The sequence below is a fragment of the Falsiroseomonas sp. genome, assembly GCF_051860665.1.
In the GTDB taxonomy this organism is placed as follows: domain Bacteria; phylum Pseudomonadota; class Alphaproteobacteria; order Acetobacterales; family Acetobacteraceae; genus Falsiroseomonas.
Genome location: NZ_JBHYDM010000012.1, coordinates 28,905 through 54,598 on the forward strand (window position 1 = coordinate 28,905; position 25,694 = coordinate 54,598).

General features: G+C 70.7%; 27 protein-coding genes and 1 tRNA gene. 14 read left to right on the plus strand and 14 right to left on the minus strand.

The features are described from left to right. Position 1: 1 nt before the first annotated feature. Together ACTIF1_RS13930 and ACTIF1_RS13935 are read right to left on the minus strand one after the other, a co-directional pair. A complete protein-coding gene (locus ACTIF1_RS13930; protein WP_439597039.1) occupies positions 2–799 on the minus strand; it encodes a fumarylacetoacetate hydrolase family protein in 798 nt (265 codons plus the stop codon). Between the two features lie 4 nt (positions 800–803). Then, the gene (locus tag ACTIF1_RS13935; RefSeq protein ID WP_439597040.1) at positions 804–1,571 is read right to left on the minus strand and encodes an SDR family oxidoreductase; all 768 of its coding nucleotides are present in this window, start codon (positions 1,569–1,571) and stop codon (positions 804–806) included. A 48-nt stretch (positions 1,572–1,619) separates the two neighbouring features. On the opposite strand from ACTIF1_RS13935, the gene ACTIF1_RS13940 reads away from it, so the two are divergent. Beyond that, positions 1,620–2,567 (plus strand): 2-hydroxyacid dehydrogenase, encoded by a 948-nt coding sequence (locus ACTIF1_RS13940; RefSeq protein ID WP_439597041.1) that lies wholly within the window; start codon positions 1,620–1,622, stop codon positions 2,565–2,567. Positions 2,568–2,609: 42 nt separating this feature from the next. On the opposite strand, the gene ACTIF1_RS13945 is transcribed toward ACTIF1_RS13940, so the two are convergent. Then, positions 2,610–3,044 (minus strand): OsmC family protein, encoded by a 435-nt coding sequence (locus tag ACTIF1_RS13945; protein WP_439597042.1) that lies wholly within the window; start codon positions 3,042–3,044, stop codon positions 2,610–2,612. A 136-nt stretch (positions 3,045–3,180) separates the two neighbouring features. Between ACTIF1_RS13945 and ACTIF1_RS13950 the strand changes: the two genes are divergently transcribed. Beyond that, on the plus strand, positions 3,181–3,855 hold the full coding sequence (locus tag ACTIF1_RS13950; RefSeq protein ID WP_439597043.1) for an RraA family protein: 675 nt from the start codon (positions 3,181–3,183) through the stop codon (positions 3,853–3,855). A gap of 2 nt (positions 3,856–3,857) precedes the next feature. Continuing rightward, complete coding sequence (locus ACTIF1_RS13955; RefSeq protein WP_439597044.1) at positions 3,858–5,069, plus strand: Coenzyme F420 hydrogenase/dehydrogenase, beta subunit C-terminal domain; 1,212 nt, start codon at positions 3,858–3,860, stop codon at positions 5,067–5,069. Positions 5,070–5,072: 3 nt separating this feature from the next. Here the strand turns inward: ACTIF1_RS13955 and ACTIF1_RS13960 are convergent, their stop codons facing one another. Then, positions 5,073–5,312, minus strand: a complete 240-nt coding sequence (locus tag ACTIF1_RS13960; RefSeq protein ID WP_439597045.1) for a hypothetical protein — start codon at positions 5,310–5,312, stop codon at positions 5,073–5,075. 186 nt (positions 5,313–5,498) lie between these two features. On the opposite strand from ACTIF1_RS13960, the gene ACTIF1_RS13965 reads away from it, so the two are divergent. Genes ACTIF1_RS13965 through ACTIF1_RS13985 form a run of 5 tightly spaced genes read left to right on the plus strand, consistent with a single transcriptional unit; the run spans position 5,499 to position 10,153 of the window. Next, positions 5,499–6,539: a methionine ABC transporter ATP-binding protein gene (locus ACTIF1_RS13965; RefSeq protein ID WP_439597046.1), complete on the plus strand. Its 1,041-nt coding sequence runs from the start codon at positions 5,499–5,501 to the stop codon at positions 6,537–6,539. After that, complete coding sequence (locus tag ACTIF1_RS13970) at positions 6,536–7,198, plus strand: methionine ABC transporter permease (RefSeq protein WP_439597047.1); 663 nt, start codon at positions 6,536–6,538, stop codon at positions 7,196–7,198. Before ACTIF1_RS13965 ends, ACTIF1_RS13970 begins: the two co-directional genes overlap by 4 nt. Before the next feature lie 13 nt (positions 7,199–7,211). Next, entirely contained in the window at positions 7,212–8,015 is an 804-nt protein-coding gene (locus ACTIF1_RS13975; protein WP_439597048.1) for a MetQ/NlpA family ABC transporter substrate-binding protein, read from the plus strand. A gap of 13 nt (positions 8,016–8,028) precedes the next feature. Then, positions 8,029–8,829 carry a MetQ/NlpA family ABC transporter substrate-binding protein gene (locus tag ACTIF1_RS13980; RefSeq protein ID WP_439597049.1) on the plus strand — a complete coding sequence of 267 codons (801 nt, stop codon included), beginning with the start codon at positions 8,029–8,031 and terminating at the stop codon, positions 8,827–8,829. Continuing rightward, positions 8,822–10,153 carry an LLM class flavin-dependent oxidoreductase gene (locus tag ACTIF1_RS13985; RefSeq protein ID WP_439597050.1) on the plus strand — a complete coding sequence of 444 codons (1,332 nt, stop codon included), beginning with the start codon at positions 8,822–8,824 and terminating at the stop codon, positions 10,151–10,153. Before ACTIF1_RS13980 ends, ACTIF1_RS13985 begins: the two co-directional genes overlap by 8 nt. Before the next feature lie 6 nt (positions 10,154–10,159). Here ACTIF1_RS13985 and ACTIF1_RS13990 read toward each other — a convergent pair whose 3' ends face one another. Together ACTIF1_RS13990 and ACTIF1_RS13995 are read right to left on the minus strand one after the other, a co-directional pair. Continuing rightward, positions 10,160–10,498, minus strand: coding sequence for a hypothetical protein (locus tag ACTIF1_RS13990; RefSeq protein WP_439597051.1), 339 nt, complete (start codon positions 10,496–10,498; stop codon positions 10,160–10,162). Positions 10,499–10,621: 123 nt separating this feature from the next. After that, a complete protein-coding gene (locus ACTIF1_RS13995; RefSeq protein ID WP_439597052.1) occupies positions 10,622–13,270 on the minus strand; it encodes a PAS domain-containing protein in 2,649 nt (882 codons plus the stop codon). 249 nt (positions 13,271–13,519) lie between these two features. Between ACTIF1_RS13995 and ACTIF1_RS14000 the strand changes: the two genes are divergently transcribed. The 3 genes from ACTIF1_RS14000 to ACTIF1_RS14010 all read left to right on the plus strand — a co-directional run bounded on the left by ACTIF1_RS14000 (position 13,520) and on the right by ACTIF1_RS14010 (position 16,740). Beyond that, positions 13,520–14,590: a ketopantoate reductase family protein gene (locus ACTIF1_RS14000; RefSeq protein ID WP_439597053.1), complete on the plus strand. Its 1,071-nt coding sequence runs from the start codon at positions 13,520–13,522 to the stop codon at positions 14,588–14,590. A 114-nt stretch (positions 14,591–14,704) separates the two neighbouring features. Beyond that, positions 14,705–15,673, plus strand: coding sequence for a Bug family tripartite tricarboxylate transporter substrate binding protein (locus ACTIF1_RS14005; protein WP_439597054.1), 969 nt, complete (start codon positions 14,705–14,707; stop codon positions 15,671–15,673). 2 nt (positions 15,674–15,675) lie between these two features. Further along, a complete protein-coding gene (locus tag ACTIF1_RS14010; protein WP_439597055.1) occupies positions 15,676–16,740 on the plus strand; it encodes an NAD/NADP octopine/nopaline dehydrogenase family protein in 1,065 nt (354 codons plus the stop codon). A 65-nt stretch (positions 16,741–16,805) separates the two neighbouring features. Here ACTIF1_RS14010 and ACTIF1_RS14015 read toward each other — a convergent pair. Next, a tRNA-Ser gene (locus tag ACTIF1_RS14015) sits at positions 16,806–16,894 on the minus strand. Between the two features lie 91 nt (positions 16,895–16,985). Continuing rightward, positions 16,986–17,615, minus strand: coding sequence for a glutathione S-transferase family protein (locus ACTIF1_RS14020; protein ID WP_439597056.1), 630 nt, complete (start codon positions 17,613–17,615; stop codon positions 16,986–16,988). 112 nt (positions 17,616–17,727) lie between these two features. Here ACTIF1_RS14020 and ACTIF1_RS14025 point away from each other — a divergent pair, with 112 nt between their 5' ends. After that, positions 17,728–18,033 carry a hypothetical protein gene (locus ACTIF1_RS14025; RefSeq protein ID WP_216839793.1) on the plus strand — a complete coding sequence of 102 codons (306 nt, stop codon included), beginning with the start codon at positions 17,728–17,730 and terminating at the stop codon, positions 18,031–18,033. On the opposite strand, the gene ACTIF1_RS14030 is transcribed toward ACTIF1_RS14025, so the two are convergent. From ACTIF1_RS14030 to ACTIF1_RS14045, 4 genes are read right to left on the minus strand one after another with little or no spacing between them, the layout of a single operon-like run. Then, positions 18,026–18,895 (minus strand): polysaccharide deacetylase family protein, encoded by an 870-nt coding sequence (locus tag ACTIF1_RS14030; protein WP_439597057.1) that lies wholly within the window; start codon positions 18,893–18,895, stop codon positions 18,026–18,028. The two genes, ACTIF1_RS14025 and ACTIF1_RS14030, sit on opposite strands and share 8 nt — an antisense overlap. A gap of 11 nt (positions 18,896–18,906) precedes the next feature. Next, positions 18,907–19,803, minus strand: a complete 897-nt coding sequence (locus tag ACTIF1_RS14035; protein WP_439597058.1) for a polysaccharide deacetylase family protein — start codon at positions 19,801–19,803, stop codon at positions 18,907–18,909. Further along, positions 19,800–21,035 carry an amidohydrolase family protein gene (locus tag ACTIF1_RS14040; protein ID WP_439597059.1) on the minus strand — a complete coding sequence of 412 codons (1,236 nt, stop codon included), beginning with the start codon at positions 21,033–21,035 and terminating at the stop codon, positions 19,800–19,802. The genes ACTIF1_RS14035 and ACTIF1_RS14040 overlap by 4 nt, the downstream gene beginning before the upstream one ends. Before the next feature lie 3 nt (positions 21,036–21,038). Next, on the minus strand, positions 21,039–21,674 hold the full coding sequence (locus ACTIF1_RS14045; RefSeq protein ID WP_439597060.1) for a hypothetical protein: 636 nt from the start codon (positions 21,672–21,674) through the stop codon (positions 21,039–21,041). 226 nt (positions 21,675–21,900) lie between these two features. Between ACTIF1_RS14045 and ACTIF1_RS14050 the strand changes: the two genes are divergently transcribed. Both ACTIF1_RS14050 and ACTIF1_RS14055 read left to right on the plus strand, forming a co-directional pair. After that, positions 21,901–22,143 carry a hypothetical protein gene (locus ACTIF1_RS14050; protein ID WP_439597061.1) on the plus strand — a complete coding sequence of 81 codons (243 nt, stop codon included), beginning with the start codon at positions 21,901–21,903 and terminating at the stop codon, positions 22,141–22,143. 17 nt (positions 22,144–22,160) lie between these two features. After that, complete coding sequence (locus ACTIF1_RS14055) at positions 22,161–22,394, plus strand: hypothetical protein (RefSeq protein ID WP_439597062.1); 234 nt, start codon at positions 22,161–22,163, stop codon at positions 22,392–22,394. A gap of 12 nt (positions 22,395–22,406) precedes the next feature. Here ACTIF1_RS14055 and ACTIF1_RS14060 read toward each other — a convergent pair whose 3' ends face one another. Next, positions 22,407–23,969 (minus strand): acyl-CoA synthetase, encoded by a 1,563-nt coding sequence (locus tag ACTIF1_RS14060; protein ID WP_439597063.1) that lies wholly within the window; start codon positions 23,967–23,969, stop codon positions 22,407–22,409. Between the two features lie 36 nt (positions 23,970–24,005). Beyond that, positions 24,006–25,658 (minus strand): FMN-binding glutamate synthase family protein, encoded by a 1,653-nt coding sequence (locus tag ACTIF1_RS14065; protein ID WP_439597064.1) that lies wholly within the window; start codon positions 25,656–25,658, stop codon positions 24,006–24,008. Positions 25,659–25,694 lie beyond the last annotated feature (36 nt).

Genomic DNA, 25,694 nt, shown 5'->3' on the forward strand with positions numbered 1-25,694 from the left:
TTCAGGCGACAGTATTGGCCAGGATGCCGAGGCCGGAAACCTCGAACTCCAGCCGATCGCCGGAGACCAGGAAGCGCGGCGGCTTCTGGGTCGCGCCGGTGCCCTCCGGCGAGCCGGTGGCGATGACGTCGCCGGGCTGCAGGGGGGTGATGGTCGAGAGATAGGCGATGATCTTTTCGAGCCCGAAGAACATCGCGCCGGCGGGGCTGTCCTGCACCGTGGTGCCGTTCAGCCGGGTCTGCAGGCGCAGCTTGCGCCAATCCGCGACCTCATCGGCGGAGGTGACGAAGGGGCCCCAGCTGCCGGACTGCCAAAAATTCTTGCCGGCGGTGACGCTATGGGCCTGCCAGTCGCGCACGGAGCCGTCGTTCAGGATGGTATAGCCGCCGATATGCGCCAGGGCTTCGCTCTCGGCGATGCGGTGGCCGGGCTCGCCGATGACGACCGCCAGCTCGCACTCATAGTCGAATTGCGCCGAGACCCCGGGCGGCCGCAGCGCTGCGCCATGCGGGACGAGCGCCTCCTGGTGCTTCAGGAAGTAGGAGATCTCGGCCGGCCCCTTCACCTCGCCCCCCAGCGGATGCGGCTTCGGGTAGTTCAGGCCGATGCAGAACAGGCGCGCGGCCGGCAGGGGCGCGGCAATCGTCACGGCGGAGAGCGGCCAGCGCCCCTCCTCGGCTGGAGGGCCCTCGGCCAGCACGGTGGCGAGGTCCGGGCTGCCGGCGAAACCCACAACCTGCTGGCCCTCCAGGCGTCCGGTGCGGGCGAGGCCATCGGCGGTGAAGGCGAGGAGCTTCATCGCCTCACACCACCGCCGTCATGCCGCCATCCACATACAGCAGATGCCCATTGACGAAATCCGAGGCGCGGGAGGCCAGGAAGACCGTCGCCCCCACCAGCTCCTCCACCTTGCCCCAGCGCCCGGCCGGCACGCGCTGGCAGAGCCAGTCGGTAAACTTCGGATCATCCACCAGCGGCTTGGTCAGGTCGGTGGCAAAGTAGCCCGGTGCCACGGCATTCACCTGGATGCCGCCCTTGGCCCATTCGGCGCAGAGCGTGCGCGTCATCATCCGCACCGCGCCCTTGCTGGTGGCATAGGGTGAGATGGTGGCGCGGCCGAGCTCCGACTGCACGCTGGCGATATTGATGATCTTGCCATGGCCCCGTTCCAGCATCCGCCGCGCGCAGGCCTGGGCCATGAAGAACACCGCCTCGACATTGGTGGACATCACCTCCCGGAAGGTCTCGGGCGTCACGGCGGTGGCGGGGAAGCGGCGGTTGATGCCGGCATTGTTCACCAGCACCTCGATCGGGCCGAGGCGCGTCTCGATCTCCGCCACCGCGGCATCCAGCGCATGCGGATCGGTCACGTCAAAGCCGGCCTCGGTGACGTCCAGGCCCTCGGCGGCAAGCGTGCGCGTCGCCTCCGCCAGCACCTTCGGGTCGCGCCCGTTCAGCACCACGCTGGCGCCCGCCTGGCCCAGGCCGCGGGCGAGCGCAAAACCGATGCCGCGGCTGGAGCCGGTGATCAGCACCCGCCGCCCCTTCAGGTCGAAGAGCCCTTGCGTCATTCCCGCCTCCCTGTCCTTCATTCCGCGCCGAGGGTGGGGGGAAACGGAATGTCGGACAAGCCGGGGCTGCTGGTGGTGGGCGAGCTGCCCGACTGGGATTTTGCGGCGCTCGCACGGCGCTTCACCCTGCACCACTACTGGAGCGCCCCGGACAAGGCCGCGATGCTGGCGGCGGGGCGGGAGAGCATCGTCGCCATCTGCACCAAGGGCGAGATCGGCGCCGATGCCGCCCTGATGGACGCGCTGCCGCTGACAAGGATCATCGCCTGCTATGGCGTGGGGGTGGATGCCATCGACCTTGAGGCCGCCCGCGCGCGGGGCATCCGCGTCACCAATACGCCGGATGTGCTGACCGAGGAGGTGGCCGACATGGCCATGATGCTGATGCTGGCCGCCGCGCGGAACCTGCGCCTCGGCGAGGCCTGGGTGCGGGACGGATCCTGGCAGGCCAGGGGCCCGATGCCGCTGACCACGCGCATCTGGGGCAAGCGGTTGGGCATCGTGGGGCTCGGGCGCATCGGCAAGGCCATCGCGACGCGGGCGGCCGCCTTCGGCATGTCCATCGCCTATTCCGGCCGGGCGCCGCAGCCCGGCCTTCCCTATGCGCATTACCCGACGCCCGCGGCGCTCGCCCCGCATGTCGATGTGCTCTGCGTCTCCGCCGCCGGCGGGGCGGCGACGCGCGGCCTGGTGGATCGCGCGGCGATCGAGGCGCTGAACCCTGGCGCGATCTTCGTGAACGTCTCCCGCGGCACCGTGGTGGATGAGGCGGCGCTGCTGGCGGCGCTGCGGGAGGGCCGGATCGGCGCCGCCGGCCTCGACGTCTTCCTGAACGAGCCGGCGATCGACCCCGAATTCCTCACCTTCCCCCAGGTCGTGCTGCAGCCGCATGCGGCCAGCGGCACGGTGGAGACGCGCAAGGACATGGGCCGGCTGATGCGCGAGAACCTGGAAGCCCAGCTCGACGGCCGCCCCCTCCTGACCCCGCTCGTCTAAGCCCTCCCCCCTGCTTAGGGGGGAGGGTTGGGTGGGGGAAATTCAGCCCTCCAGCACCGCCTCCAGCGTGATCTCCGCGTTCAGCACCTTGCTGACCGGGCAATTCGCCTTGGCGGTCGCCGCCAGCTTCTGGAAGGTGGCGTCGTCGCAGCCCGGCACCTTGGCCTTCAGCGTCAGCGCCACGCGGGAGATCTTCCAGCCGCCCTCCACCTGGTCCATGCCGACCTTGGCCGAGGTATCCATGCTGGTGGCCTTCAGGTTCGCGCCGGCCAGCTGGAAGGCCAGCGCCATGGTGAAGCAGCCGGCATGGGCGGCGGCGATCAGCTCCTCCGGATTCGTGCCGCGGCCGCCCTCGAAGCGGGCGGTGAAGCCGTAGGGCGCGTCCTTCAGCACGCCGGACTGGGTCGAGATCTGCCCCACCCCGTCCTTGCCGCCGCCTTCCCAATGGGCCGATGCGCTGCGCGAGATGCTCGCCATGGTTCTCTCCGTCTTGTGGTCCGGCGGAGATGGGGCGCGCGGAGGGGGATTGCCATGACATTCCCGCGTGGCCCTCTCTTGCCGCCTCCCCCTGCCACCTGTAGGCGAGGTGAAAGACCCGCCTGGAGAACGCCCAATGCCTGTCGGCTTCCGCATCCTGCCGCGCACCCGCGCCGTCGCCCCCGCGCTGATCGAGCGCTTCCGCAAGCTGCCCGTGGCCAATGTCTCCGACAGCATGTCCCGCCTCTTCGCCGCCGGCCCGCGCCTGCGGCCGATGCACAAGGGCGGCGTCATGGCCGGCCCTGCCTTCACCGTGCGGACCCGCCCGGGCGACAATCTGATGGTGCACAAGGCCATCGACATGGCCGAGGCCGGCGATGTGGTGGTGGTGGATGCCGGCGGCGACCTGACCAATGCGATCATCGGCGAGCTGATGCTGGCGCAGATGGTGCGCCGCAAGCTGGGCGGCATCGTGATCAACGGCGCCATCCGCGACCTCGGCGCGCTGTCGCAGCAGCCCTTCCCGGTCTATGCCGCCGGGGTGACGCATCGCGGCCCCTACAAGGACGGCCCCGGCGAGATCAATGTGCCGATCAGCCTGGACGGCATGGTGATCGAGCCCGGCGACATGATCCTGGGCGATGAGGACGGCTTCGTGTCCATTCCCTTTGCCGATGCAGAGGTGGTCTGCAAGGCGACCGAGGCGAAGCACGCCGCGGAAGGCAAGCAGATGGCGGAGATCGAGGCGGGCACCGTCGACCGCTCCTGGGTGGACGCCACGCTCCGCAAGCTGGGCTGCGAGGGAGTCTGATCGTGTCCACGGCGGTGCAGGTGCCGGTTCTCGGCCCTGCAGCGCCGCGCGGCCTTTGCACGGATTGCGGCGTCTCCCGCATGGTGGACGCCAAGGCCTGCGGGCGCGCCTGCCAGTTCATCGCGCCCGACTATGCCGTGCTGGAGGCCCGGGTGCACGGCAGGGCCCGTGACCCCGCCCGCCCGGACGAACTGCATTTCGGCCCCTTCCGCCAGATGCTGCGGGCCCGCCTGGCGCAGCCCCTGCCCGGCGCGCAATGGACCGGCATCACCACGCGGCTCGCGGAAAAGCTGCTGAAAGCCGGCGCCGTCGATGCCGTGCTGACCATGGCACCGGACCCCGAGGACAAGTGGCGCCCGGTGCCGGTGCTGGTGACGAAGCCGGAGGGCATGGCGCAGTGCCGCGGCATGCGCATGGGCTACGCGCCGCTGCTGGCGCTGCTGGAGCCGGCCCGCGCCGCCGGATACAGGCGCCTCGCGATCATCGGCATCCCCTGCCAGGTGCATGCGCTGCGGGTGCTGGAGGCGGAGCTGGGGCTGGAGCGGCTCTACGTCATCGGTACGCCCTGCTCCGACAACACCACGACGGAAAATTTTCATCAGTTCCTGGCGCTGCTGGACGCCGACCCCGACAGCATCACCTACCTGGAATTCCGCGCCGATTTCATGGTGGAGCTGCGCTTCACCGATGGAAGGGTAAGGGAGATTCCCTTCCTGAAGCTGCCGATCAGCCAGTTGCCTGGGGATTTCTTCCCCCTCACCTGCCGGACCTGCGTCGACTACACCAATGTGCTGGCCGATATCACCGTGGGCTACATGGGCGGCCAGGGGGAGCAGTGGCTGCTGGTGCGCAATGCGCGCGGGGCGGAGCTGCTGGCGCTGCTGGGGGATGAGGTGGTGACCAGCACCCCCGGCAGCGCCGGCAAGCGGGCCGGCGCGGTGCGCGGTTTCCTGGCCAATACCGAACGCGCCGCCGGCGGCCTGCCGCTGCGGCGCATGCCCGATTTCCTGCGCGGAATCGTCGGCTGGCTGATGCGGCGGATCGGCCCGCGCGGGCTGGAATTCGCCCGGGCGCGGGTGGAGATGAAGGCGGTGGAATCGGTGCTGCACCTGCGCCGGTCGCTGCCGGCGCGGGTGAAGAACATGGTGCCGCCGCATCTCTGGGCCCTGGTCGCGCCCTATGGCCTGGCGCCGAAGGACGACGAAAGGCGGTAGGGGTCAGGCGACCGCGGGCGGCATCTGCGGGCCGGGCGGGCTGATGCCCGGCACTTCGGGGAACTGGCCCGGATAGGGCAGGTCCTCGCCCGGCACCGGCGCGGCGGGCGGGGCCTCCGCCGGGCCGCCGGGCATGATATCCGGGCTCGGCGGCGGCATCTCCCGATCCGGTGTGGGCGGGTTGACCGGCGGCAGGCCGGGAAGCTCGGGCGGCGGGGTGTCGGACATGCGGTGCTGGGTCATGCGGCCTGAACGCGCAACCGGCCTCGCCGTTCGCCCGCCACACAGGCGGCGCCTATTTCACGTCGAATGTTTGTTGAAATTGACATAGCGCGCAGGCTGCGCGTATCACCCCTCCCGACACAACCGCGCGTGATCTGTTCGATGGGCCTGTTGCAGCAACCTTCCCCGGGCCATACCGCCACCGCCATGCAAAGCCCCTCCCCCAGCATCGCACTCTCCGGCCTGCGCAAGCGCTTCGCCGCCGGTGGTACCCTGGCGCTGGACGATGTGACGCTGGAGGTCGCGCCCGGCGAGATCTTCGGCATCGTCGGCCGCTCCGGCGCCGGCAAGTCCACGCTGATCCGTTGCGTGAACCTGCTGGAGCGGCCGGATGCGGGCGTGGTGCGGGTGCTGGGCCAGGACATGCTCGCCCTGGACGAGGCCGGCCTGCGCGCGGCGCGCCGCCGCATCGGCATGGTCTTCCAGCACTTCAACCTGCATACCCGGCGCACGGTGGCCGAGAACATCGCCTTCCCGCTCGAGATCGCCGGCATGCCGCGCGCCGAGCAACGCCAAAAGCTCGAGAAAATCCTGCCGCTGGTCGGGCTGGAGGCGAAGCGGGACGCCTATCCGGCGCAGCTCTCGGGCGGCCAGAAGCAGCGCGTCGGCATCGCCCGGGCGCTGGCCTCGGATCCGCAGATCCTGCTCTGCGACGAGGCGACCAGCGCGCTGGATCCGGAGACGACGCAGGAGATCCTGGCGCTGATCCGCGACCTGCGCGCCCGGCTGGACCTGACCGTGCTGCTGATCACGCATGAGATGGGCGTGGTGAAGGCGATCTGCGACCGCGTGGCGGTGATGGAGGCCGGCCGGATCATTGAAGCCGGCCGCGTCTTCGAGGTCTTCACCCAGCCCGCCCACCCCACCACGCGCCGCTTCGTGGCGGAGGTGATCGGCCATTCCGTGCCGCCGTCCACCCTCGCCCGGCTGCCCGAACCCGGCGCCGGCGAGGCGCGGCGCCTGGTGCAGGTGGTCTTCGCCGGTCCCGCCAGCACCCGCGCCGTGGTCAGCGAGGCCAGCCGCGACTTCGGCATCGACATCAACATCGTCTCCGGCCGCGTCGATGAGATCGCGGGCGAACCCTTCGGCGTCATGGCGCTGGCCGCCTATGGCATCCCGGCCCAGCTGGACGCTGCCTTCGCCTGGATGCGCGGCCTGGGCCTGACCGTTACGGAAGTTGAAGAATGACCTGGCTCGCCCCCGCCATCCAGGACCTGCTGATCGAGGCGCTGTGGCAGACGCTGGCCATGGTCGGCGCCTCCGCCGCCATCGCCACCCTGCTCGGCCTGCCGATCGCGCTGTTGCTGCATGTGACCTCGCCGGAGGGGCTGACGCCCAAACCCTGGCTGAACCGGCCGCTGGGGCTGCTGGTGAATGCGGCGCGCTCGACGCCCTTCATCATCCTGATGGTCGCCATCGTGCCCTTCACGCGGCTGGTCGCCGGCACCTCCATCGGCACGGGGGCGGCCATCGTGCCGCTGGCCCTCGCCGCCACCGCCTTCCTCGCGCGCCTCTTCGAGAATGCGCTGCGGGAGGTGGACAAGGGCGTGATCGAGGCGGCGCGCGCCATGGGGGCCACGCGGCTGCAGATCGTGTGGAAGGTTCTGGTGCCGGAGGCGCTGCCGGGGCTGGTGGCCGCCACCACCGTGTCGCTGGTCTCGCTGGTCGGCTTCTCCGCCATGGCCGGCGCGGTGGGGGGCGGCGGTCTCGGTGACCTCGGCATCCGCTTCGGCTACCAGCGCTTCATGCCGGAGGTGATGGCGACCGTCGTCGTCATCCTCATTCTTTTGGTCCAGGGCCTGCAATCGCTCGGCGATTGGCTGACCCGCCGCCTGTCACATCGCTGAGGAATTTTTGGCCATGATCGCACGTCGCCCCCTGCTGCTCGCCGGCCTCGCGCTGCCATTCGCGGCACAGGCCCAGACGGCCGAGATCGGCACCGCCGCGCGCCCGCTCCGCATCGGCGTCACCGCCGGGCCGCATGCCCAGGTGATGGAATTCGTGCGCGACCAGGCAGCTCGGGAAAACCTCGTGATCCGCATCACGGAGTTCCAGGACTACATCCAGCCCAACGTGGCGCTGGCCGCCGGCGACCTCGACGCCAACAGCTACCAGCACCAGCCCTTCCTCGACCAGCAGGTGCGCGACCGCCGCCTGGCGCTGGTCGCCGCCGGCAAGACGCTGGTCTTCCCGATGGGCCTCTATTCCAAGCGCCATCGCAGCCTGGACGCGATCCCGAGCGGCGGCCGCGTCGCCGTGCCGAACGACCCGACCAATGGCGGCCGCGCTTTGGTGCTGCTGGCGGCCCACGGCGCCTTCAAGCTGCGCGAGGGCGCCGATTTCCGCGCCACCGTGGCCGACATCACTGAAAACCCCCGCCGCCTGCGCGTGGTGGAGCTGGAGGCAGCCCAGCTGCCGCGGGTGCTGGAGGAGGTGGACCTCGCCGCCATCAACACCAACTTCGCCATGCCCGCCGGCCTGAACCCGGTGCGCGACAGCCTGGCGATCGAAAGCGCCGACAGCCCCTATGCCAATCTGATCGCGGTGCGCCAGCAGGATGCCCAGGCCCCCTGGGTGCGCCGCCTGGTCGCCGCCTATCAGACCCAGGCCGTGAAGGATTTCGTGGCCACCACCTTTGCCGGCGCCGTCGTCCCCGCCTTCTGAGGATCTTTTTCAAATGCTCCGTCGTTCGCTTCTCGCCCTGCCCGCCCTGCTGCCCCTGGCCGCACGGGCGCAAACCGCTGAATTCGGCACCGCTGCCCGGCCGCTGCGCGTCGGCGTGACGCAGGGCGTGCATGGCCAGACCTTCGAGAAGGTGCGGGACGTGCTGGCGCGCGACGGCTTCATCACCCGCGGCGTCGAATTCGGCGACTTCATCCAGCCGAATGCGGCACTCGCCGCCGGCGACCTCGACGCCAATGCCTATCAGCACCTGCCCTTCCTGGAGGCGCAGCGCGCCCAGCGCGGCTACGATTTTGTTCCCGTGGGCAAGACGGTGCTGACGCTGATGGGCGTCTTCTCCCGCACCCATCGCAGCCTGGATGCGCTGCCGAACGGCGCGCGCGTCGCCATCCCGAACGACCCGACCAATGGCGGCCGTGCATTGCTGCTGCTGGCGCAGGCCGGCGCCTTCACCCTGCGCCCGGGCGCGGACCACACGGCGACGGTCGCCGATATCACCGCCAACCCGAAGCGCATCCGCATCGTGGAGCTGGAGGCCGCCTCCATCGCGCGGTCGCTGCAGGATGTCGATGCCGGCGCCATCACCGGCAACTACGCCGTGCCCGCCGGCCTGAACCCGCTGCGCGACGCCCTGGCGCGGGAAACCGAACAGAGCGTCTATACCGTGCTGGTCGTGGTGCGCCGCGCCGATGCGGAGAAGCCCTGGGCCAAGCGCCTGGCCGAAGGCTACCGCCACCCGGATGTCCGCGCCTTCGTCGAGCAGACTTTTGGCGGCGCGGTGATCTCCGGTGGCTGAGCGCCGGCGGCTGCACCTGGGCGCCTTCATGCGCCCGGTCAGCATCCACACCGGCGCCTGGCGCTACCCCGGCGCCTGGGCCGATGCGAACTTCAATTTCGGGCGCCTGAAGTACCTGATCCAGAAGCTGGAATTCGGAAAATTCGACGCCTTCTTCATGGCCGACCACCTGGCCCTGCTGAACATGCCGATCGAGGCGCTGCGCCGCAGCCACACCGTCACCAGCTTCGATCCCCTGACCCTTCTGCCGGCGCTGGCCGCGGTGACGGAGCGGATCGGGCTGATCGCGACGGCCAGCACCACCTATAACGACGCCTATCACGTCGCCCGCAAATTCGCCTCGCTCGACCATATCTCGAATGGTCGCGCCGGCTGGAATCTGGTGACCACGGCCAATCCCGACGCCGCGCTGAACTTCGGCCAGGACGCGCACATGGCGCATGGCGAGCGCTACAAGCGGGCGCGCGAGTTCTATGACGTGGTCACGGGACTCTGGGACAGCTTTGCCGACGATGCCTTCATCCGCGACCAGGCGAGCGGCATCTTCTGGGACCCGGCGCGGATGCATGTGCTGGACCACAAGGGCGCCGAATTGTCCGTGCGCGGCCCGCTGAACGTGGCACGGCCCGTGCAGGGCTGGCCGGTGATCGTGCAGGCCGGCGCCTCCGACGCCGGCCGGCAGATCGCAGCAGAGACCGCCGAAATGGTTTTTGCCGCAGGCGGCACGCTGGCCGACGCCCAGGCCTTCTATGCGGATGTGAAGGGCCGCGCCGCCCGCTACGGCCGAGATCCCGAACTGATCAAGATCCTGCCGGGCGCGCTGGTGGTGGTGGGCGATACGGTGGCGGAGGCGCGCGCGGCGCGCGACCACCTGGACAGCCTGGTGCATTACGACAGCGCCATCGGCTCGCTCTCCATCGCGCTGGGCGTCGATGCCCGTGCCTTCGACCCCGACGGCCCCCTGCCCGAGATCCCCGAGACCGAGGCCAGCAAGTCCGGCCGCGAGCGCGCCATCAACCTGGCGCGGCGGGAGGGGCTGACAGTGCGGCAATTGGCGCAGCGCCTCGGCGGCTATGCCGGCCTCGCCCTGGTCGGCACGCCCGCCACCATCGCCGACGAGATGGAGCAGTGGCTCGATGGCCGCGGCTGCGACGGCTTCAACATCATGTTCCCGCATGTGCCCGCGGGGCTGGAGGATTTCGTCGACAAGGTGGTGCCGGAGTTGCAGCGCCGCGGCCTGTTCCGGCTGGACTATGAAGGCACCACGCTGCGCGACCACCTGGGCCTGCCGCGCCTGGCGAACCGCTTCTTCCCGCCGGGCTGAGCGCCTTCAGCGGGCGGAGCGGATGACCGCCGGCGCGCCTGCGCTGCAATTCTGCCGCATGGCCAGCAGCCGCTGCGCCTCCATCTCATTGCCGATGCGCCGCTGGATGCCGGCGCCTTCCTCCAGCTCCAGGTTGAAGCCCTGGCAGGTATCCGCGGCGGCGCGGCGCGCCTCCATCGGCACCGCATGCGGCGGCAGGGTGCCGGAGGCGGCGGACATGGCGCGGAAGGCCGCCGCGGTGCCGGGCTCCGGCGGGCGGCGCGCGATGATGATGACGAGCGCGACCACGGCAATGACGAAGAGCGTCCCAAGCCCGTAGAACAGATTCTGGCGCCGCACCCGCATCTCCCGGAAGATCCTCGCGAGGCGCAAACAACCGATCGGCGAGGCCGGAGTCAATGGAATTCGTTCCCTAGACGAACAATTCCTTGTTATTCTCGGGATTTGTTCGGTATTTGAGACGAACCCTCAACCGAGTTCCTGGTCGAATTCCGGGATCGCGGCACGGGACAGCGGGATGGTCATCTCGCAGACCAGCCCGGTGCTGCGCCAGTGCAGCAGGATGCGCCCGCCGAGCTGGCCGGCGATGGTGGCCTCCAGCACGCGGGACCCGAAACCCTGCCGGGCGGGGGCGGCCTGGATGGCCGGGCCGCCGCTTTCCGACCAGTTCAGCCGCAGCTGGCTCTGGCCCGGCTCCGTCGCCCAGTCCAGCGCCACCCGGCCCTCGGGGGTCGAGAGCGCGCCATGCTTGGTGGCATTGGTCGCCAATTCGTGCAGCGCCATCGAAATGGCCTGGGCAGCGGTCGGCGCCAGCACCACGGCCGGGCCTTCCAGCCGCACCCGTGGCGTGCCATCGGGCGAGAGGAAGGGCGCCATCTCCCCCTGCACCAGCTCGCGCAGGCCGACCCCGTCCCACTTGCCCTGCGCCAGCAGGGTATGCGCCCGCGCCAGCGCGCCGATGCGGCCGAGCACGGCAGTGGCAAAGGCCTCCGGATCCTCCTTCGGCGTCATCCGCACCGCGGCCTGCACCACCGCCAGCGCATTCTTGGCGCGATGGTCCAGCTCCCGCATCAGCAGCGTCTGCCGCTCATCCGCCTCGCGCCGCTCCGTCACGTCCTGCGAGATGCCGAGCAGGCGCAGCGGCAGGCCGGTGCGGGGGTCACGCACCAGCTCGCCGCGTTCGGACATCCAGCGCAGCGCGCCATCCGAGATCCTGCGGAAACGGAATTCCGCCGCCCAGCGCCCGACCTCACCCGTCAGCACCTGCCGCAGCTGCGCATCCACCGTCGGCCGGTCCTGCGCATCGATGCCGTCGCGCCAGACGTCGATGGAGGCCGCGGCCGTCGGATCCGTGCCATAGAGGCGGTGGCAGCTGGCGGACCAGTGCACGGCGCCGCTGCGCACATCCCACTCCCAGGTGCCGACCTGCCCCGCATCCTGCGCCAGGCGCAGCCTTTCCTCGCTGGCGCGCAGCGCGGCCTCGGTGCTGCGGCGCTGGATCTCCCCCTGGCGGCGCCCCTCCACATCCCGCGCCGCGACGGTCACGCCGCCGCCCTGCGCCGGATGGACGTTCAGCTCGAACCAGCGGCCGGCGAGCGGCGAGCTGGCGCAGAAATGCACTTCCTTCCCGCCGGTCATCGCCGCCTCGATCACCTGCCAGCTGATGCTGCCGCGCACCGCGGGAAACAGCTCCAGGAAGGGCTGGCCCAGCACCTCCTCCGCCCGCATGCCCCACATCTCCAGCGCCCGGCGGCTGGCGAAGCGGATGCGGCCGCTGGCGTCGAGCGCGTAGAGCATGTCGCCCAGGCTCTCCAGCACCTCCCGCGCCCGCTGCACCGATTCCGCCAGCGCCGCCTCGGCCAGCTTCAGCTCCGTCACATCGACATGCGCGCCCAGCATGCGCAGCGCCCGGCCCGTCGCCGCATCGCGCTCGATCTCCGCCCGCGCCGCGATCCAGCGCAGGCCCTCCGCCGGGGTGACGATGCGGTATTCCTGCGCATAGTCGGTGGCGCCGGATTCATCCGAGATCGCATCGAGGAAGCGGCGCTCGGCGCGCACCCGGTCCTCCGGATGCAGCCGGCGGACCCAGTCCGCATGCTGCTCATCCGCCGGCGTCGGGCCAAGGCCCTGCAGGTCCATGTATTCGGCGGAGCGCTTGTTCTCGCCGGTGCGGAGGTCGATCTCGAAGCCGCCGACGCGGCCGATCTGCTGCACCCGGCGCAGCCTGGCCTCGCTGAGCCGCAGCCCGGCTTCCGCCTGGCGGCGCTTCAGCGCCGACCAGACCCGTTCCGCCACATCCCGCGCCAGCTCGGCTTCCGCCACCGTCCAGCGGCGTGGGCCCGGGTGGTGCAGCTGCAGCAGTGCGGCCAGCCGCCCCTGCTTGAGCAGCGGCACCGTCAGGCTTCCCTGCTGCCCCCCGGCCGGGGGCGCGTCGAGCCCGAGGCACTGCCCCTGCCGCAGCGCCACCATCGCCTCCTGGCCGCAGCGCTCCAGCGCATGCCGGCCGATGGCGCTCGGCAGCCGGCCATCGGTCCAGTCCGCGAGGACGGTGCAGGAGGCACCGGCGGCATCCACCTCGCCCAGGGCACAATGCGCCACGCCCAGATGCGCCCCGAGCCGGAAGGCGGCGGCGGCCAGCACGCCCTCGGGCGAATCGAGGTCGCGCAGCGCGGTATCGAGCTCCAGCAGGAAGGCGTCGCGCCGTTCCGTCAGCACCGCGCGGGTGGTCTCGAAGGCCGTCAGCAGCACGCCGGCGATGGCGCCCGACTCGTCCCGCGCCGGGCTGGCGCGCAGGTCGAAGAAGGCGGGCGCGGCCGCCGCCTCCGCCGTGGCGGGCCGTTCCCGCGGCAGGGTCTCGATCTGTCCGGCCTGGCCGGCCAGCGCGGCGCGGACCAGCGGGCCGATCGCGTCATCCGCAGGCCAGAGGCCGTCGAAGGCGCGGCCCTGGGCAGCCGCGGCGCCCGGCAGCAGGGCAATGAAGGCGGCATTGTGCAGGCAGATCAGCCGCGGTCCCCAGAGCAGCGCCTGCGGCGCGGCCGCATCCCGCACCAGGGCGGCGAGGCAGCGCAGGGCCAGGGGCCAGTCCTCCGCCGGGTCGCCCAACTCGGCCGCCGACATCGGACTCTCCGGCGGATCGGGAAGATCGGGCCCGTCGGGCAAAGGCGCGCTGCGACGCATGATCTCCTGATGGCTCCGGCACCGGCCTGGGCGCTGTAGCCCAGGCCAGCCGGGCGGTCACGCTCTCCGCAACGTCAAGATAATGCGGGCAGGCGGTCTGGCGCGTCACAAAGCCTGACCCGTGCGAAGGCGCCCCGGGTGGCCAGGCCGCGGCGGGCGGCGCAAGCTCAGGCCCCTGCTGGAGAAAAGATGGACATGACCGCGCCGGACCGACCCTCGCGAATCCTCATCATGGGCGCCGGCGCCGTTGGCGGCTATTTCGGCGCCAGCCTGACCCGCGCCGGCTGCGACGTGACCCTGGTGGATGCCTGGGCCCCGCATGTGGAGGCGATGCGCCGGGACGGGCTGACGGTGCAGGCCATGGAGGAAGAGGGCAGCTTCACCACCCCCGTCCGCGCCCTGCATGTCAGCGACGTGCCGCAGCTGGTGCGCGAGGCGCCCTTCGATGTCGCCTTCCTGGCGGTGAAGTCCTACGACACGGACTGGGCCACGGCGCTGGTGCTGCCCCACCTCTCGCCCCAGGGCTGCATCGTCTCCCTGCAGAACGGCATCAATGAGGAAGCAATCGCGGCCATCGCCGGCTGGGGCCGCACGCTGGGCTGCGCCATCGGCCTGCTGGCGGCGGAGCTGACCGGCCCCGGCCAGGTGCTGCGCACCTCCCGCCGCGGCAGTGCAACCGCCATCGGCATGCGGATCGGCGAGGTGCATGGGCGGATCACGCCGCGGGCGGAGGCGATCGGCGCCCTGCTGGCGCATGCCGACAGCGTGCGGGTGACGACAAACCTCTGGGGGGAGCGCTGGTCCAAGCTGACCATCAACGCCATGCGCAACCCGGTCTCCGCCATGACCGGGCTGAGCGGGCAGGAGCGTGACCGGGATGAGGCGGTGCGCGCGCTGAGCATCCGGCTCGGCAGCCAATGCGTGCGGGTCGGCCGCGCCATGGGCCTGGCGCTGGAGCCGATCAGCGGCCTCGACCTCGATCTGCTGGCGCGGGCGGAGGAGGATCCGGCCGCACTGGCCACGGTGACGCAGCAGATCCTGGCCCATTCCGCCGCCCGCAGCGCCGACCAGCGGCCCTCCATGGGCCAGGATGTGCGCAAGGGACGGCGGACGGAGACGGAGGCGATCAGCGGCCTGGTGGCGCGGCGCGGCGCGGAGGTGGGCGTGGATGCCAGCCTGCATGCGCGTGTGAACGAGATCATGCGCCGGATCGAGCGTGGCACGCTGCTGCCGAGCCGCGACCTGGTGCTGGGGCTGTAGCGCGCCCGGGTGACGCAGCGGCGCGCCGCTTCTATCCTTCCTGACAAAGCAAAGGAAACGTCCCCACCGGCCGCGCCCGACTTGCGCGGCCCAGAGCTGAGGATTCCCGCAAAGATGCGTCTCCATCGTCGCCTGCTGCTCGGCGGGCTCGCCGCCGCGGCCCTGCCCGCGCGCAGCCGCGCCGCCGTGCCGACCGGCACCATCCGCCTGGTGGTCCCCTGGGCCCCGGGTGGGTCCACCGATGTCATCGGGCGGCAATTCGCCAACAGCTGGCAGCCGCGGCTCGCCCGCACCGTCGTGGTGGAAAACCGCTCCGGCGCCAGCGGCACCATCGGCCATGCCTATGTCGCCGGCAGCGCGGCGGATGGCCGCACCGTGCTGATGGCGACCAACAGCACCTATGCCATCGCCCCCTCGCTCTACGACAATATCCCCTATGTGCATGACCAGGCCTTCGCGCCGGTCACGCTGATGGCGCGCAGCCCGCTGGTGCTCTGCGTGAATGCCCGCGTGCCCGCGCGCAGCGTGATGGAGCTGGTGGCCCTGGCCAAGGCGCGGCCGACCGAGCTGAATATGGGCATCGGCGGCACCGGGGCGACCAGCCACCTCGCCTCCGAACTGTTCATGGCGCATTCGGAGACGCGCTTCACCCTGGTGAGCTATCGCGGCAGCGGCCAGACGGTGCAGGCGGTGGGCAGCGGCGAGGTCGATGTCGCCTTCCTCTCGGCCACCACCGTCCGCCCGCTGGTCGAGGCCGGGCTGGCGCGCGTGCTGGGCACCACCGGCACCAGCCGGTCCCCCACCTTCCCCGAGGTGGCGCCGATCGCCGAGACCGGCCTGCCCCAATTCGAGGCCAGCACCGCCTATGCCCTTTTCGTACCGAAGGCGACGCCGGCCGAGGTGATCGCCAGCCTGCATGCGGCCGCCGCCGAAAGCCTGGCCGACCCGCAATTGCAGGCGAAGCTGGCGGCGGAGGATTTCGAGGTGGTGGCCGGCGGGCCGCAGCTTCTGGCCGAGCATGTGCGGGATGAGGCGGCCAAGTGGTCGGCCATCATCCGCAGCCGCAATATCAGGATGAACTGACCATGCGCCTTGCCATTATCGGCGCCGGCCCGATCGGCGGCCTCTCCGCCGCGCTGGCCGCGCAACGCGGGCATGAGGTGGCGCTGTGGTCGCCGCGCGGGCCTTTGCGCCATGGGGAGGTTTCGGGCGAGAGCCTGGAGCTGCGCTGCACCGGCGCGCTGGAAGCGACGCTGCCGATTCGGCTGCTGCCGGGGATCGAGGCGTTGGCGGATTGGCCGGTACTGCTGCTGGCGGTGCCGGGCGATGCCTATCCCGCACTGCTGCCGGCGCTGCTGGAGGTGCTGCGGCCCGGGCAGGTGGTGATCTGCGGCGGCGCGCTGTCCCTCGCCCCGCTCTGGCTGGCGGAACAGGCGGCAGCACGCGGCGTGCCGGTGCAGGTCGCGGCCTGGGGCACCACGCTCGGCACCGCCCGCATCCTGCCGGACCGGCGCATCCAGGTGGGCACGGTGCGCGGCGCCTTCGAGATGGCGGCGCTGCCCTCGGCCGGGCTGCCGGCGATGCTGGCGCTCTGCGAGGCGCTGTTCGGGCTGCAACTGACCCCGGCCGAGTCGCTGCTGGTGCCGCTGCTGTCGAACATCAACCCGGTGGCGCATGCGGGACAGGTGATCCCGAACCTGTCGCGCATCGAGCGCGGCGAGCCCTGGCAGCTCTTCGACCATTTCCGGGCCACCGGGGCGCGGATCGCGGAGGCGATCGATGCGGAGCGGCTGGCGGTGGCCGCGGCCTATGGCATCGCCGTGCGCAGCCTGGCCCGGCACTACCACCTGTCCTACCACGTGCCGGAGGGGCCGGTGGCCGGGATCGCGGCGGCGATCGAGGCGGCGGGGCGCGCCCCGCGCGGCCCGGCCAGCCTCGACCATCGCTACCTGGACGAGGACATGCCCTATGGCCTGGCGGTCTATGAGGTGCTGGGCCGCATCGCCGGCGTGCCGACGCCGCAGCTTTCGGCGGCGCTGACGGTGCTGGCCTGCGCCAGCGGCAAGGCGCTGCGCGGCAGCAATCCGCTGATCGACTGGCTGGGACTGGAGGGCATGACGCCCGCCGAGCTGGTGGCGCGCTGCCGCTGAGGTCGGGAGTTGGGGAAGGCCTGCCGGCGCGCCAGGGGCGGCGCCGGCAGGGTTCCTGCATACGGAGGAGGGGAAGGGATTCGAACCCTCGATAGGGTTTTACCCCTATAACGGTTTAGCAAACCGTCGCCTTCAGCCACTCGGCCACCCCTCCGCAAGGGTGTGAAGTTGCACGACGTATGCAGCGCGTTCTTAGCGGGGCAGGCCCGGGGGGGCAAGCGGCCCGACCCCGGTTCCGTCACAGGTCAGGAGAGCGGGATCTCCATGCCGCGCTGCACGGCCGGCCGGGCCATCATGCGCGCATACCAGGCGGCGACGTTGGGCAGGTCGTCGAAGGGCACCTGGTGCCGCTCATGCCGCCAGGCCCAGCCCAAAATGGCAAAATCCGCGATGCTGGGCTCGCCTTCGGTCGCGACGTAATCCCGGCCAGCCAGGCGGCGGTCCAGCACGCCATAGAGGCGCTTGGTCTCGGCATGGTAGCGGGCGAAGCCGTAGTCCCGCGCCGGGCCCTCGGGCTGCATCAGGAAATGGTGCACCTGACCCGGCATCGGCCCGAAGCCGCCCATCTGCCACATCAGCCATTCGGTGACGGCGACCTTGCCCCGCGCATCCTTCGGCAGGAACTTTCCGGTCTTTTCCGCCAGATAGAGCAGGATGGCACCGGATTCGAAGACGCTGATCGGCTGCCCGCCCGGGCCTTCCTGGTCGATGATCGCGGGGATCCGGTTGTTGGGCGAGATCTTCAGGAAGGCGGGCTCGAACTGCTCGTTCTTCGAGATGTTCACCGTATGCACGGCATAGGGCAGCCCCATCTCCTCCAGCGCGACGGAGATCTTGCGGCCGTTCGGGGTGTTCCAGGTGTAGAGGTCGATCATGCGAGGCGTCTCCTTGCTGGAACGTTTGATCCCACGCTCCCGCTTCGGCGAAAAGACCCGCGGCCGTGACACAGTCCATGCTTGACCGGGCCGCGCGGGGTTTGCGATTCTGATGGCCGTGCAGCACCTCGCCCCTGTCGGCGCGCCCTCATCCGGCGGCCGGGATGACGACACGCTCTGGGCGGTGATCGCCACCGCCGGGCGTCTGTCCCGCGTCGCCAATGTCTACCGCAACCGCATGGCGGCGCTGGAGGACCGGGCCTGGCGGGCGCAGCAGGTCTCCGCCTATGAGGATTTTCTGCGGCGGTCGAAGCAGCCAGTGCCGCATTACTCGGTGGCGCCGATCCGGCGGGCGGACCTGCCGAAGGCCTGGAGCCCGCTGCCGGCGCTGGGGTTTTTGCGGGGGCAGTTCATCTGAGGGCGGCGCCGGCCTGTGCCGCCAGCGCGCCGGCGGTGGCGATGTGCAGGTCGGTCCGCCGGGCAATGTCGGAAAGTGCCTCTCCCAGGTAGCGCACCCGATGCGGCGCGCCGAGCATCCAGGGGTGGATGCCCAGCCCCAGCACCCGGCCGCCGCGGGGTTCCGCCAGCAGCCGGTCCAGCGCCTCCGCCACCAGCTCCGGCCAGCGGTTTACCGGCAGGCGGCGGAGCCACAGGGTCTGCACATCGTCCCATTCGCCGGGCGGCGGCAGGGCCAGCAGGCCGGAGGCGTGGCGATAGGGCTCGTCGTCATTGGCCCAGTCGAGGCCGTAGGCAAATCCGGCCTCGGCCAGCAGGCGGGTGGTCGCTTCCGTCGCGCCATGGTCCTGGCCGAGCCAGCCGGTGGCACCGGGCCAGAGGGCGGAAAGCCCGTCCCGCACCGCCGCGATCTGGGCGGCTTCCTCGGCCTCGCTCATCCGGCTGGTGGTCATCCGGCTGGCCGAGACTCCATGCGCCACCGGCTCGTAGCCCCGCTCCCGATAGGCCGCGACCAGCTCCGGGTGCCGCTGCGCGGCCAGCAGGTTCACGGCCACGCTGGCCGGCAGACGCAGGCGGTCCAGCAGCTCCAGGATGCGCCAGGCGCCGATGCGGTTGCCGTAGTCGCGCTGGGTATAGGTGGTCCAGTCGGGGTTCCCGCTGAAGAAGGCGCCGCGAAAGCGCGGGTCGCGATGTGTCCCCTCCGGTGGCTGGATCTCCGTGTGCTCCAGATGCAGCAGCAGATAGACGGCCACCCGCTTGCCGCCGGGCCAGCGGAAATCGGGCCGCGTCGGCTGCGCCGAGAACCCATGGATCTCGTGGTCCATGCCGCGCGGGATCATGTGCGCAGCGCCGCGTCGTGGTGGTTTGCAAAATACCAGTCGGCCATCTCGGCGCCGGTGGTGAACCACACCCCCTCATGCCGGCGAATATGCGCGAGCAGCGCGTCCAGGAAGCGGATCCGGTGCGGGCGGCCCATGATATAGGGGTGCAGCGCGATGCACATGACCCGCGGCTGCGTCGCACCTTCAGCATAGAGCGTCTCGAACATGTCGATCCCGGCGCGCAGGAAGTCGGCACCCTCCGCCGCGCCGGCGCCGATCATCACCGCGTCGTTCAGGTCCATCGTATAGGGGATGGAACACAGCTTGCCGCTGCGGACGCGGATCGGGGTCGGCTGGTCGTCATGGTAGAAGTCGCAGAGGTAGGAAATGCCGGCCTCCGCCACCAGGTCCGGCGTGACCAGCGTGTTCGACGCCGCCGGCGAGAACCAGCCGCGCAGCTGCCTGCCCGTCAGGCGCTTCCAGGCGGCGACGCTGGCCTCGATCTCGGCGCGTTCCGCGTCCTCGGGCAGGTTCCAGTGGTAGCGCGTGTTGAACAGGCCGTGGCTGAACACGTCCCAGTCGCGCTTCAGTATCCCGTCCAGGATCTCGGGGAACATGTCGCCCACAGACATGGAGAAGGACACGCTGCCGCGGATGCCGTGCGCATCCAGGCACTCCATCATCCGCCAGACGCCGGCGCGATTGCCGTAGTCCTTCAGCGAATAGGACAGCACATCGGGATGCGGCGTGCGCGGCCAGGGGTCGCGCGGGCTGCCGGCCTGCGCCGGCAGGAATTCGTAATGCTCGATATTCGGACAGACCCAGACCGCCAGCCGCGCCCCGCCGGGCCAGGTGAGCCTGGCTCGGCGCGGCAGCGGCGCGTGCGGATAGCGGTCCTCCGGCGGGATCACGCCGCCAGCTGGTCCTTGATGAAGCGCCCGCCCTGCATGATGACGGACAGATGCTTCCCCTGGCCCGTGAGGAGGGAAAGGTCCTTCAGCGGATCGCCCTCCACCACCACCAGGTCGCCGAAGGCGCCGGGTTCCACCGTGCCGATCCGGCCTTCCATGCGCAGCAGCTTGGCGGCGTGGACGGTGGTGGAGCGGATGACCTCCATCGCCGGCAGCACACGGCCGCGGATGACGAATTCGTCCGACTGGTGGCGGTGCATCTCGGCCAGCAGATCACTGCCGTAGGCCATGGTCAGGCCGGCGCGCTGCATCTTCTCCAGGCTCGCCAGGCCCGCCAGCCGCACCGTGTCGATCTTCGCCACGCTTTCCGGGCCGAGGCCGTAGGAGGCGCCCTCGTTCTTCAGCGCCTCATAGGTCACCAGCGTCGGGCAGGCGATGGCGCCGGCCTTGGCGGCCTTGCGGGCGGTGGCCTCCTCGATGAGGTTGCAATGCTCCAGGCTGCGCACCCCGGCATCGACGGCGCGGCTGATCGCCTCATCGGTATAGAGGTGGGCGGCGACATAGGTCTGCGCCATGGCCGCCTCCTCCACCGCCGCGCACATCTCGTCCATGGAATAGCCGAGGAAGGCGATCGGGTCGGTGGGGCTGGCGACGCCGCCATTGGCCATGATCTTGATATAGTCGGCGCCGGCCTTGATCTCCTCCCGGCAGGCGCGGCGCACGGCATCCACGCCATCGGCCAGCCGGCCGAGGCAGCCCAGCCGCTGCTCCAGATAGGCCATGTCCCGCGAATCGTAGCGCCCGCGACCATCCGAATGTCCGCCGGTGGAGGAGATGGCCTTGCCGCAGAGCACCATGCGCGGCCCGTCGAAGCCACCCTCCTCCCAGGCGACCCGCAGCCCCTGCGTCGCGCCGCCGAGGTCGCGGATGGTGGTGAAGCCGCGCATCAGCATGGCGTTCATGATGCGGGCGGAGCGGAAGGCGATCACCGCATCCGGCAGCAGCGCGTTCAGCCCGAAATTCACCGTGGTGGAGATGACATGCACATGCGCATCGATCAGCCCCGGCATCAGCGTGCGGCCGGCGAGGTCCACCTGGCGGGCGGCGGTGGCGATGATCGGCTTGTCCGAGACCTCCTTGATCCGCCCATCCTCCACCAGGACATGGCCCTCGATCCCGCCATCGACTCGGCCGTCGAGGATGCGGGCATTGGCGAAGAGGGTGGCGGTCATGGGTCACTCCGGTCGGGTCGATCCACCCAGGCTAGACCGGTTCGCCCCGGCCGGGGAGACGGGGGCGGCATTCCCCGCCGCGCCCAGCTGCCCCAGCCAGCGCCGTGCCGCCGCCGGGCTTTGCAGCCTGTGCTTCCGGGCATGGTCCAGGGCGGGGCTGGCGAAGATCGCGGCGCGGCGTTCATTGGCGTCGCGATAGGTGTCCCAGCTCCAGCGGATCGGGTGGTCCTTCCGCAGCCAGCGGCGGAACTCCTCGCGATTCCCGGTGCCGGGCCACAATTCGCGGCCCGAGATCGCCCGCAGGAAGGACCGGCGCAGCACGCGCGCCATGATCACGCGCCGCGGGAAATCGAGCCAGATCACATCCGTGGCGCGCGGCAGGATATGCGGCTGGGCGCCGCGGGAATAATTGCCGTCGGTGATCCAGGCCTCGCCTGCCACCGCCTGAGCGACACGCCGCGACCAGGCCTCCGGCTCCTCCTCGCAGAGGGCGCGCCAGCCCGGCTGCCAGTTCAGCGCATCCAGCTCGATATGCGGCAGGCCAAGGCGCTGAGACAGCGTGCAGGCCAGGGTGGACTTGCCCGATCCGGAATTGCCGAGGATGGCGATGCGGCGGCCCTGCAAGATCGTCTGCACCATGGCCCCGCCGCCTCCCCTGCCTGGCGGCGGAGGTAGGGGAGAGCGGGTTGCTGGTCCAGCCGCCGTGCCATCCCGGCCGGGCACGGCATCAGCCTGCCACCGCCGCACCCCTGCGCCCCGGCTTCCGCTGCAACAGGCCAGGCGCGCCCGGAAACACGACGGTCGCGCGCATGCGCCAGGAAGGGCGGGGCGCGACCCCGCGCCGCAGCACGGAGGACATAACGCCATGGATATCCCGGCCCGGAACCTGCCCGATGCGGGCGATGAGGATGGCTGGTGGGAGGTGACGCCAGGCGAGCGCTTCACCATCCGCACCTCCATCGCCAAGACCGGCGGCCGCTACACCATGCTGGAAATCGTCGCCGCGCCGCGCAACGGCGTGCCCATACACCTGCATGGGCAGGAGGAGGAGCACTTCCTGGTCCTGGAAGCCTCCAGCTCAGGATCGGCGCGCGGGAACTGGCGCTGAATGCGGGCGAGACCGCCATGGTCCCGCGCGGCACGCCGCATGCCTGGGGCAATCTCTCGGAGGGCGATGTGCGGATGCTCGTCATCTTCTCGCCCGGGCAGATCGAGGAGACCTTCCGGCAGATCGGCACCATGCAGGGCCAGGACTTCGCCGCCATCGCGGCCTCGAACGAGGCGGGCGGCTCGATGATCCTGGGCCCTCCGCCCTTCCCCGGCATCCATTCCATCCTGGCGCCGCGGCCCGCCGGCTGAGGCGGTGGAGCGTCAGAAGCCGATCCCCTCCTCCGCCAGCTTGGCGCGGATCAGCGCCTTCGGCACCTTGCCATAGCCGGACTTCGGCAGCGCATCCCAGAGCACGATGCGCAGCGGCTGCTTGTAGCGGGCGAGGCGCGGGGCGAGGTGGGCCATCAGCGCCGCCTCCTCCACCTCCATCCCCTCATGGCAGACGATGCAGGCGATGCCGGCCTCGCCCCATTTGGGGTGCGGCAGGCCGACCACCGCGGCCTCCGCCACCGCGGGGTGGGTCAGCAGCGCCTCCTCCGCCTCGCGGGGATACACGTTGGAGCCGCCGGAGATATACATGTCCGACGCCCGGCCGGTGATGAAGAGAAAGCCGCGCGCATCGAGCATCCCGAGGTCGCCGGTGTGGAACCAGCCGCCCGCAAAAGCCTTGCGGTTCGCCTCCGCATTCTCGAAATAGCCGGCGAAGACGGCGGGGCCGCGTACGCAGATCTCACCGATCTCGCCGGGTGGCAGCCGCGCGCCGCGCTCGTCGAGGATCGCGATATCCATCGCCGTGCGGGCCACGCCGCAGCTGCCGGCGTTTTCGGGCCTGTGCTGGTCCGGGCGCAGCACGGTGATGGCGCCGGTGACCTCGCCCAGGCCGAAATACTGCACCAGGCAGGGCCCGAGTTTCGCCAGCGCTTCCTGCTGGTCCGCCTCGTACATCGGCGCGCCGGCATAGATCACGTGGCGGAGGCTGGCGTGGTCGTGCGCATCCACCGCGGGATGGCGCACCAGCGCCGTCAGGATGGTGGGCACGGTGAACATGTTGGAGACGCGATGGCGTTCCACCAGCGCCCAGGCCTCCGCGGGGTCCAGCTTCTCACCACCCAGCAGCACCGTCGCCGCGCCGCGCGCGACCTGGCCGAGCTGGTGGATGCCGGCGCCATGCGACAGCGGCGCCACCACCAGGGAGGCATCGCGCTCGGTGGTGCCGGGCACCAGGTCCGCCAGATGGTTGGTGACGACAAAGCCCATCTGGCCATGCGTCAGCACCGCGGCCTTGGGCCGGCCAGTGGTGCCGGAGGTGTAGAAGAACCAGCAGGGATCGCCGGCCTCCACGTCTGCCTCATGGTCCGGGGCGGGCGGTGTGGCGGCGGCGAGCAGCGTTTCGTAGTCCAGCTCGCCCTCGCCCGCATCGCCCACCGCGATCACCTGCCGCAGATGCGGGTTTTCGTCGCGCACCGCGGCCGCGTGGCCGGCAAACCCCGCATCGCGCAGCATCACCACGGCCCGGGAGGAGGCCCCGAGATAGGCGACCTCGGCCGGGGTCAGCCGGTAGTTCGTGGGCACCCAGACCGCGCCGATCTTGAAGCAGGCAAACAGGCTCTCGAACATCGCGTTGGAATTTCGCGAATGCACCAGCACCCGGTCTCCCTTGGCCACGCCGAGGCCGCGCAGCGCCTCGCCCAGCCGGTCCACCCGCGCATCCAGCTCGGCGAAGGACCAGCTGCGGTCGCGCCAGACCAGGGCGGGGGCTTCGGGCAGGCGCCGCGCGGTCTGCGTCAGCAGCCGCCCGAGATTCATCGCGCTCGCCTGTCCCATTCCGCCCCTCCTGTCGTCTTGGCGACAGGATAGGGCTCAATCGGCCGCGACCTCCAGCGCGCGGGCGCGCGGGGCGAAGCTGTGGGCCTGCGCCATCGCCCAGGCCTCCCGGAAGCGCGGGTCCTGGGTGCCGCGCAGCAGCTCGCCCGGCGCCAATTCCGGAAAGAGCTGGGCAAAACTCTGCACCTCATGGGCGGAGATGCGCCGGTAGAAATGGTGCGGGCGGAACTGCCCGGGATGGTCGAGGCCGGCGGCCGCCACCAGCTCGCCCAAAGCCTCCAGCGTCGCGGCGTGGAATTGTGCCACACGCTGCGCCTTGTCCGGCACCACCAGGGCGCGGGACCGGGTGGGGTCCTGCGTGGCCACCCCCGTCGGGCAGCGATCCGTGTGGCAGGAGAGCGACTGGATGCAGCCGAGCGCGAACATGAAGCCGCGCGCGGAATTGCACCAATCGGCACCCAGCGCCAAGGCGCGGGCGATATCGAAGGCGCTGGCGATCTTGCCGCTGGCGCCGATGCGGATGCGGTCACGCAGGCCGATGCCGACCAGCGCATTGTGCACGAAGTTCAGCCCTTCGCGCAGCGGCATGCCGACATGGTCCATGAATTCCAGCGGCGCGGCGCCGGTGCCGCCCTCCGTGCCATCCACCACGATGAAGTCGGGCGTGATGCCAGTCTCCAGCATCGCCTTGCAGATGGCCAGGAACTCCCAGCGATGGCCGATGCAGAGCTTGAAGCCGGCGGGCTTGCCGCCCGAGAGGCGGCGCATCTCCGCCACGAAGCGCAGCAGCTCCACCGGCGTGGCAAAGGCGCTGTGGGCGGAGGGGGAGATGCAGTCCTGCCCCATCGGCACGCCGCGCGTCGCCGCGATCTCGGCGCTGACCTTGGCCGCCGGCAGCACGCCGCCATGGCCGGGCTTGGCGCCCTGGCTGAGCTTCAGCTCCACCATACGCACCTGCGGCGCTGCGGCATTCTTCGCGAAGCGATCGGGATCGAAGCGCCCCTGCGCGTCGCGCGCGGAAAAATAGCCGGAGCCGATCTCCCAGATCAGGTCGCCGCCGGCCTCCGCGTGATAGGGGCTGAGCCCGCCCTCCCCCGTATCATGCGCGAAGCCGCCAGCCTTGGCGCCCTGGTTCAGCGCGCGGATGGCATTGGCGGAGAGCGACCCGAAACTCATGGCGGAGATATTGAACAGCGAGGCGCCATAGGGCTGCGTGCAATCCGGCCCGCCCACCGTCACGCGCGGCGCGGACTGCGCGACGGGCCGGGGCGCCATGGAATGGTGCATCCATTCATGGCCCTCGTCATAGACCTCGTACTGCGTGCCGAAGGGTCGCTTGTCGAGCTGCCCCTTGGCGCGCTGGTAGACCACGGCGCGCTTGTCGCGGGAGAAGGGCGTGCCGTGCTTCTCATCCTCGAAGAAGTACTGCCGCATCTCCGGCCGGATCTCCTCCATGAGGAAGCGGAGATGCGCGGCGATCGGGTAGCTGCGCAGGATGGCATGGGTGGGGTCGAAGAGATCCCGGAAGCCCAGCGCCGAAAGCCCGCCGGCCAGCAGCAGCCCCGGCAGCAGCCAGGGCCAGGCGCCGGGGGCCAGCAGCAGGCCCAGCCCGCAGGCCAAGGTCGCCAGCACCATCAGGGTCAGCAGGATATAGCGGGGCGACAGGATCAGGACGCGGTTGCGCAGCATGGGGGGCCTCCGAGGTCTGCCAGAGTATTCGGCAGG

Bases quoted from the DNA above. Each gene is read 5' to 3' on its own strand.
- ACTIF1_RS13930 (WP_439597039.1), bottom strand. From the start codon at position 799: ATGAAGCTCCTCGCCTTCACCGCCGATGGCCTCGCCCGCACCGGACGC.
- ACTIF1_RS13935 (WP_439597040.1), bottom strand. From the start codon at position 1,571: ATGACGCAAGGGCTCTTCGACCTGAAGGGGCGGCGGGTGCTGATCACC.
- ACTIF1_RS13940 (WP_439597041.1), top strand. From the start codon at position 1,620: ATGTCGGACAAGCCGGGGCTGCTGGTGGTGGGCGAGCTGCCCGACTGG.
- ACTIF1_RS13945 (WP_439597042.1), bottom strand. From the start codon at position 3,044: ATGGCGAGCATCTCGCGCAGCGCATCGGCCCATTGGGAAGGCGGCGGC.
- ACTIF1_RS13950 (WP_439597043.1), top strand. From the start codon at position 3,181: ATGCCTGTCGGCTTCCGCATCCTGCCGCGCACCCGCGCCGTCGCCCCC.
- ACTIF1_RS13960 (WP_439597045.1), bottom strand. From the start codon at position 5,312: ATGACCCAGCACCGCATGTCCGACACCCCGCCGCCCGAGCTTCCCGGC.
- ACTIF1_RS13965 (WP_439597046.1), top strand. From the start codon at position 5,499: ATGCAAAGCCCCTCCCCCAGCATCGCACTCTCCGGCCTGCGCAAGCGC.
- ACTIF1_RS13970 (WP_439597047.1), top strand. From the start codon at position 6,536: ATGACCTGGCTCGCCCCCGCCATCCAGGACCTGCTGATCGAGGCGCTG.
- ACTIF1_RS13975 (WP_439597048.1), top strand. From the start codon at position 7,212: ATGATCGCACGTCGCCCCCTGCTGCTCGCCGGCCTCGCGCTGCCATTC.
- ACTIF1_RS13980 (WP_439597049.1), top strand. From the start codon at position 8,029: ATGCTCCGTCGTTCGCTTCTCGCCCTGCCCGCCCTGCTGCCCCTGGCC.
- ACTIF1_RS13990 (WP_439597051.1), bottom strand. From the start codon at position 10,498: ATGCGGGTGCGGCGCCAGAATCTGTTCTACGGGCTTGGGACGCTCTTC.
- ACTIF1_RS13995 (WP_439597052.1), bottom strand. From the start codon at position 13,270: ATGTCGGCGGCCGAGTTGGGCGACCCGGCGGAGGACTGGCCCCTGGCC.
- ACTIF1_RS14000 (WP_439597053.1), top strand. From the start codon at position 13,520: ATGGACATGACCGCGCCGGACCGACCCTCGCGAATCCTCATCATGGGC.
- ACTIF1_RS14005 (WP_439597054.1), top strand. From the start codon at position 14,705: ATGCGTCTCCATCGTCGCCTGCTGCTCGGCGGGCTCGCCGCCGCGGCC.
- ACTIF1_RS14010 (WP_439597055.1), top strand. From the start codon at position 15,676: ATGCGCCTTGCCATTATCGGCGCCGGCCCGATCGGCGGCCTCTCCGCC.
- ACTIF1_RS14020 (WP_439597056.1), bottom strand. From the start codon at position 17,615: ATGATCGACCTCTACACCTGGAACACCCCGAACGGCCGCAAGATCTCC.
- ACTIF1_RS14025 (WP_216839793.1), top strand. From the start codon at position 17,728: ATGGCCGTGCAGCACCTCGCCCCTGTCGGCGCGCCCTCATCCGGCGGC.
- ACTIF1_RS14030 (WP_439597057.1), bottom strand. From the start codon at position 18,895: ATGGACCACGAGATCCATGGGTTCTCGGCGCAGCCGACGCGGCCCGAT.
- ACTIF1_RS14040 (WP_439597059.1), bottom strand. From the start codon at position 21,035: ATGACCGCCACCCTCTTCGCCAATGCCCGCATCCTCGACGGCCGAGTC.
- ACTIF1_RS14045 (WP_439597060.1), bottom strand. From the start codon at position 21,674: ATGGTGCAGACGATCTTGCAGGGCCGCCGCATCGCCATCCTCGGCAAT.
- ACTIF1_RS14050 (WP_439597061.1), top strand. From the start codon at position 21,901: ATGGATATCCCGGCCCGGAACCTGCCCGATGCGGGCGATGAGGATGGC.
- ACTIF1_RS14055 (WP_439597062.1), top strand. From the start codon at position 22,161: ATGGTCCCGCGCGGCACGCCGCATGCCTGGGGCAATCTCTCGGAGGGC.
- ACTIF1_RS14060 (WP_439597063.1), bottom strand. From the start codon at position 23,969: ATGGGACAGGCGAGCGCGATGAATCTCGGGCGGCTGCTGACGCAGACC.
- ACTIF1_RS14065 (WP_439597064.1), bottom strand. From the start codon at position 25,658: ATGCTGCGCAACCGCGTCCTGATCCTGTCGCCCCGCTATATCCTGCTG.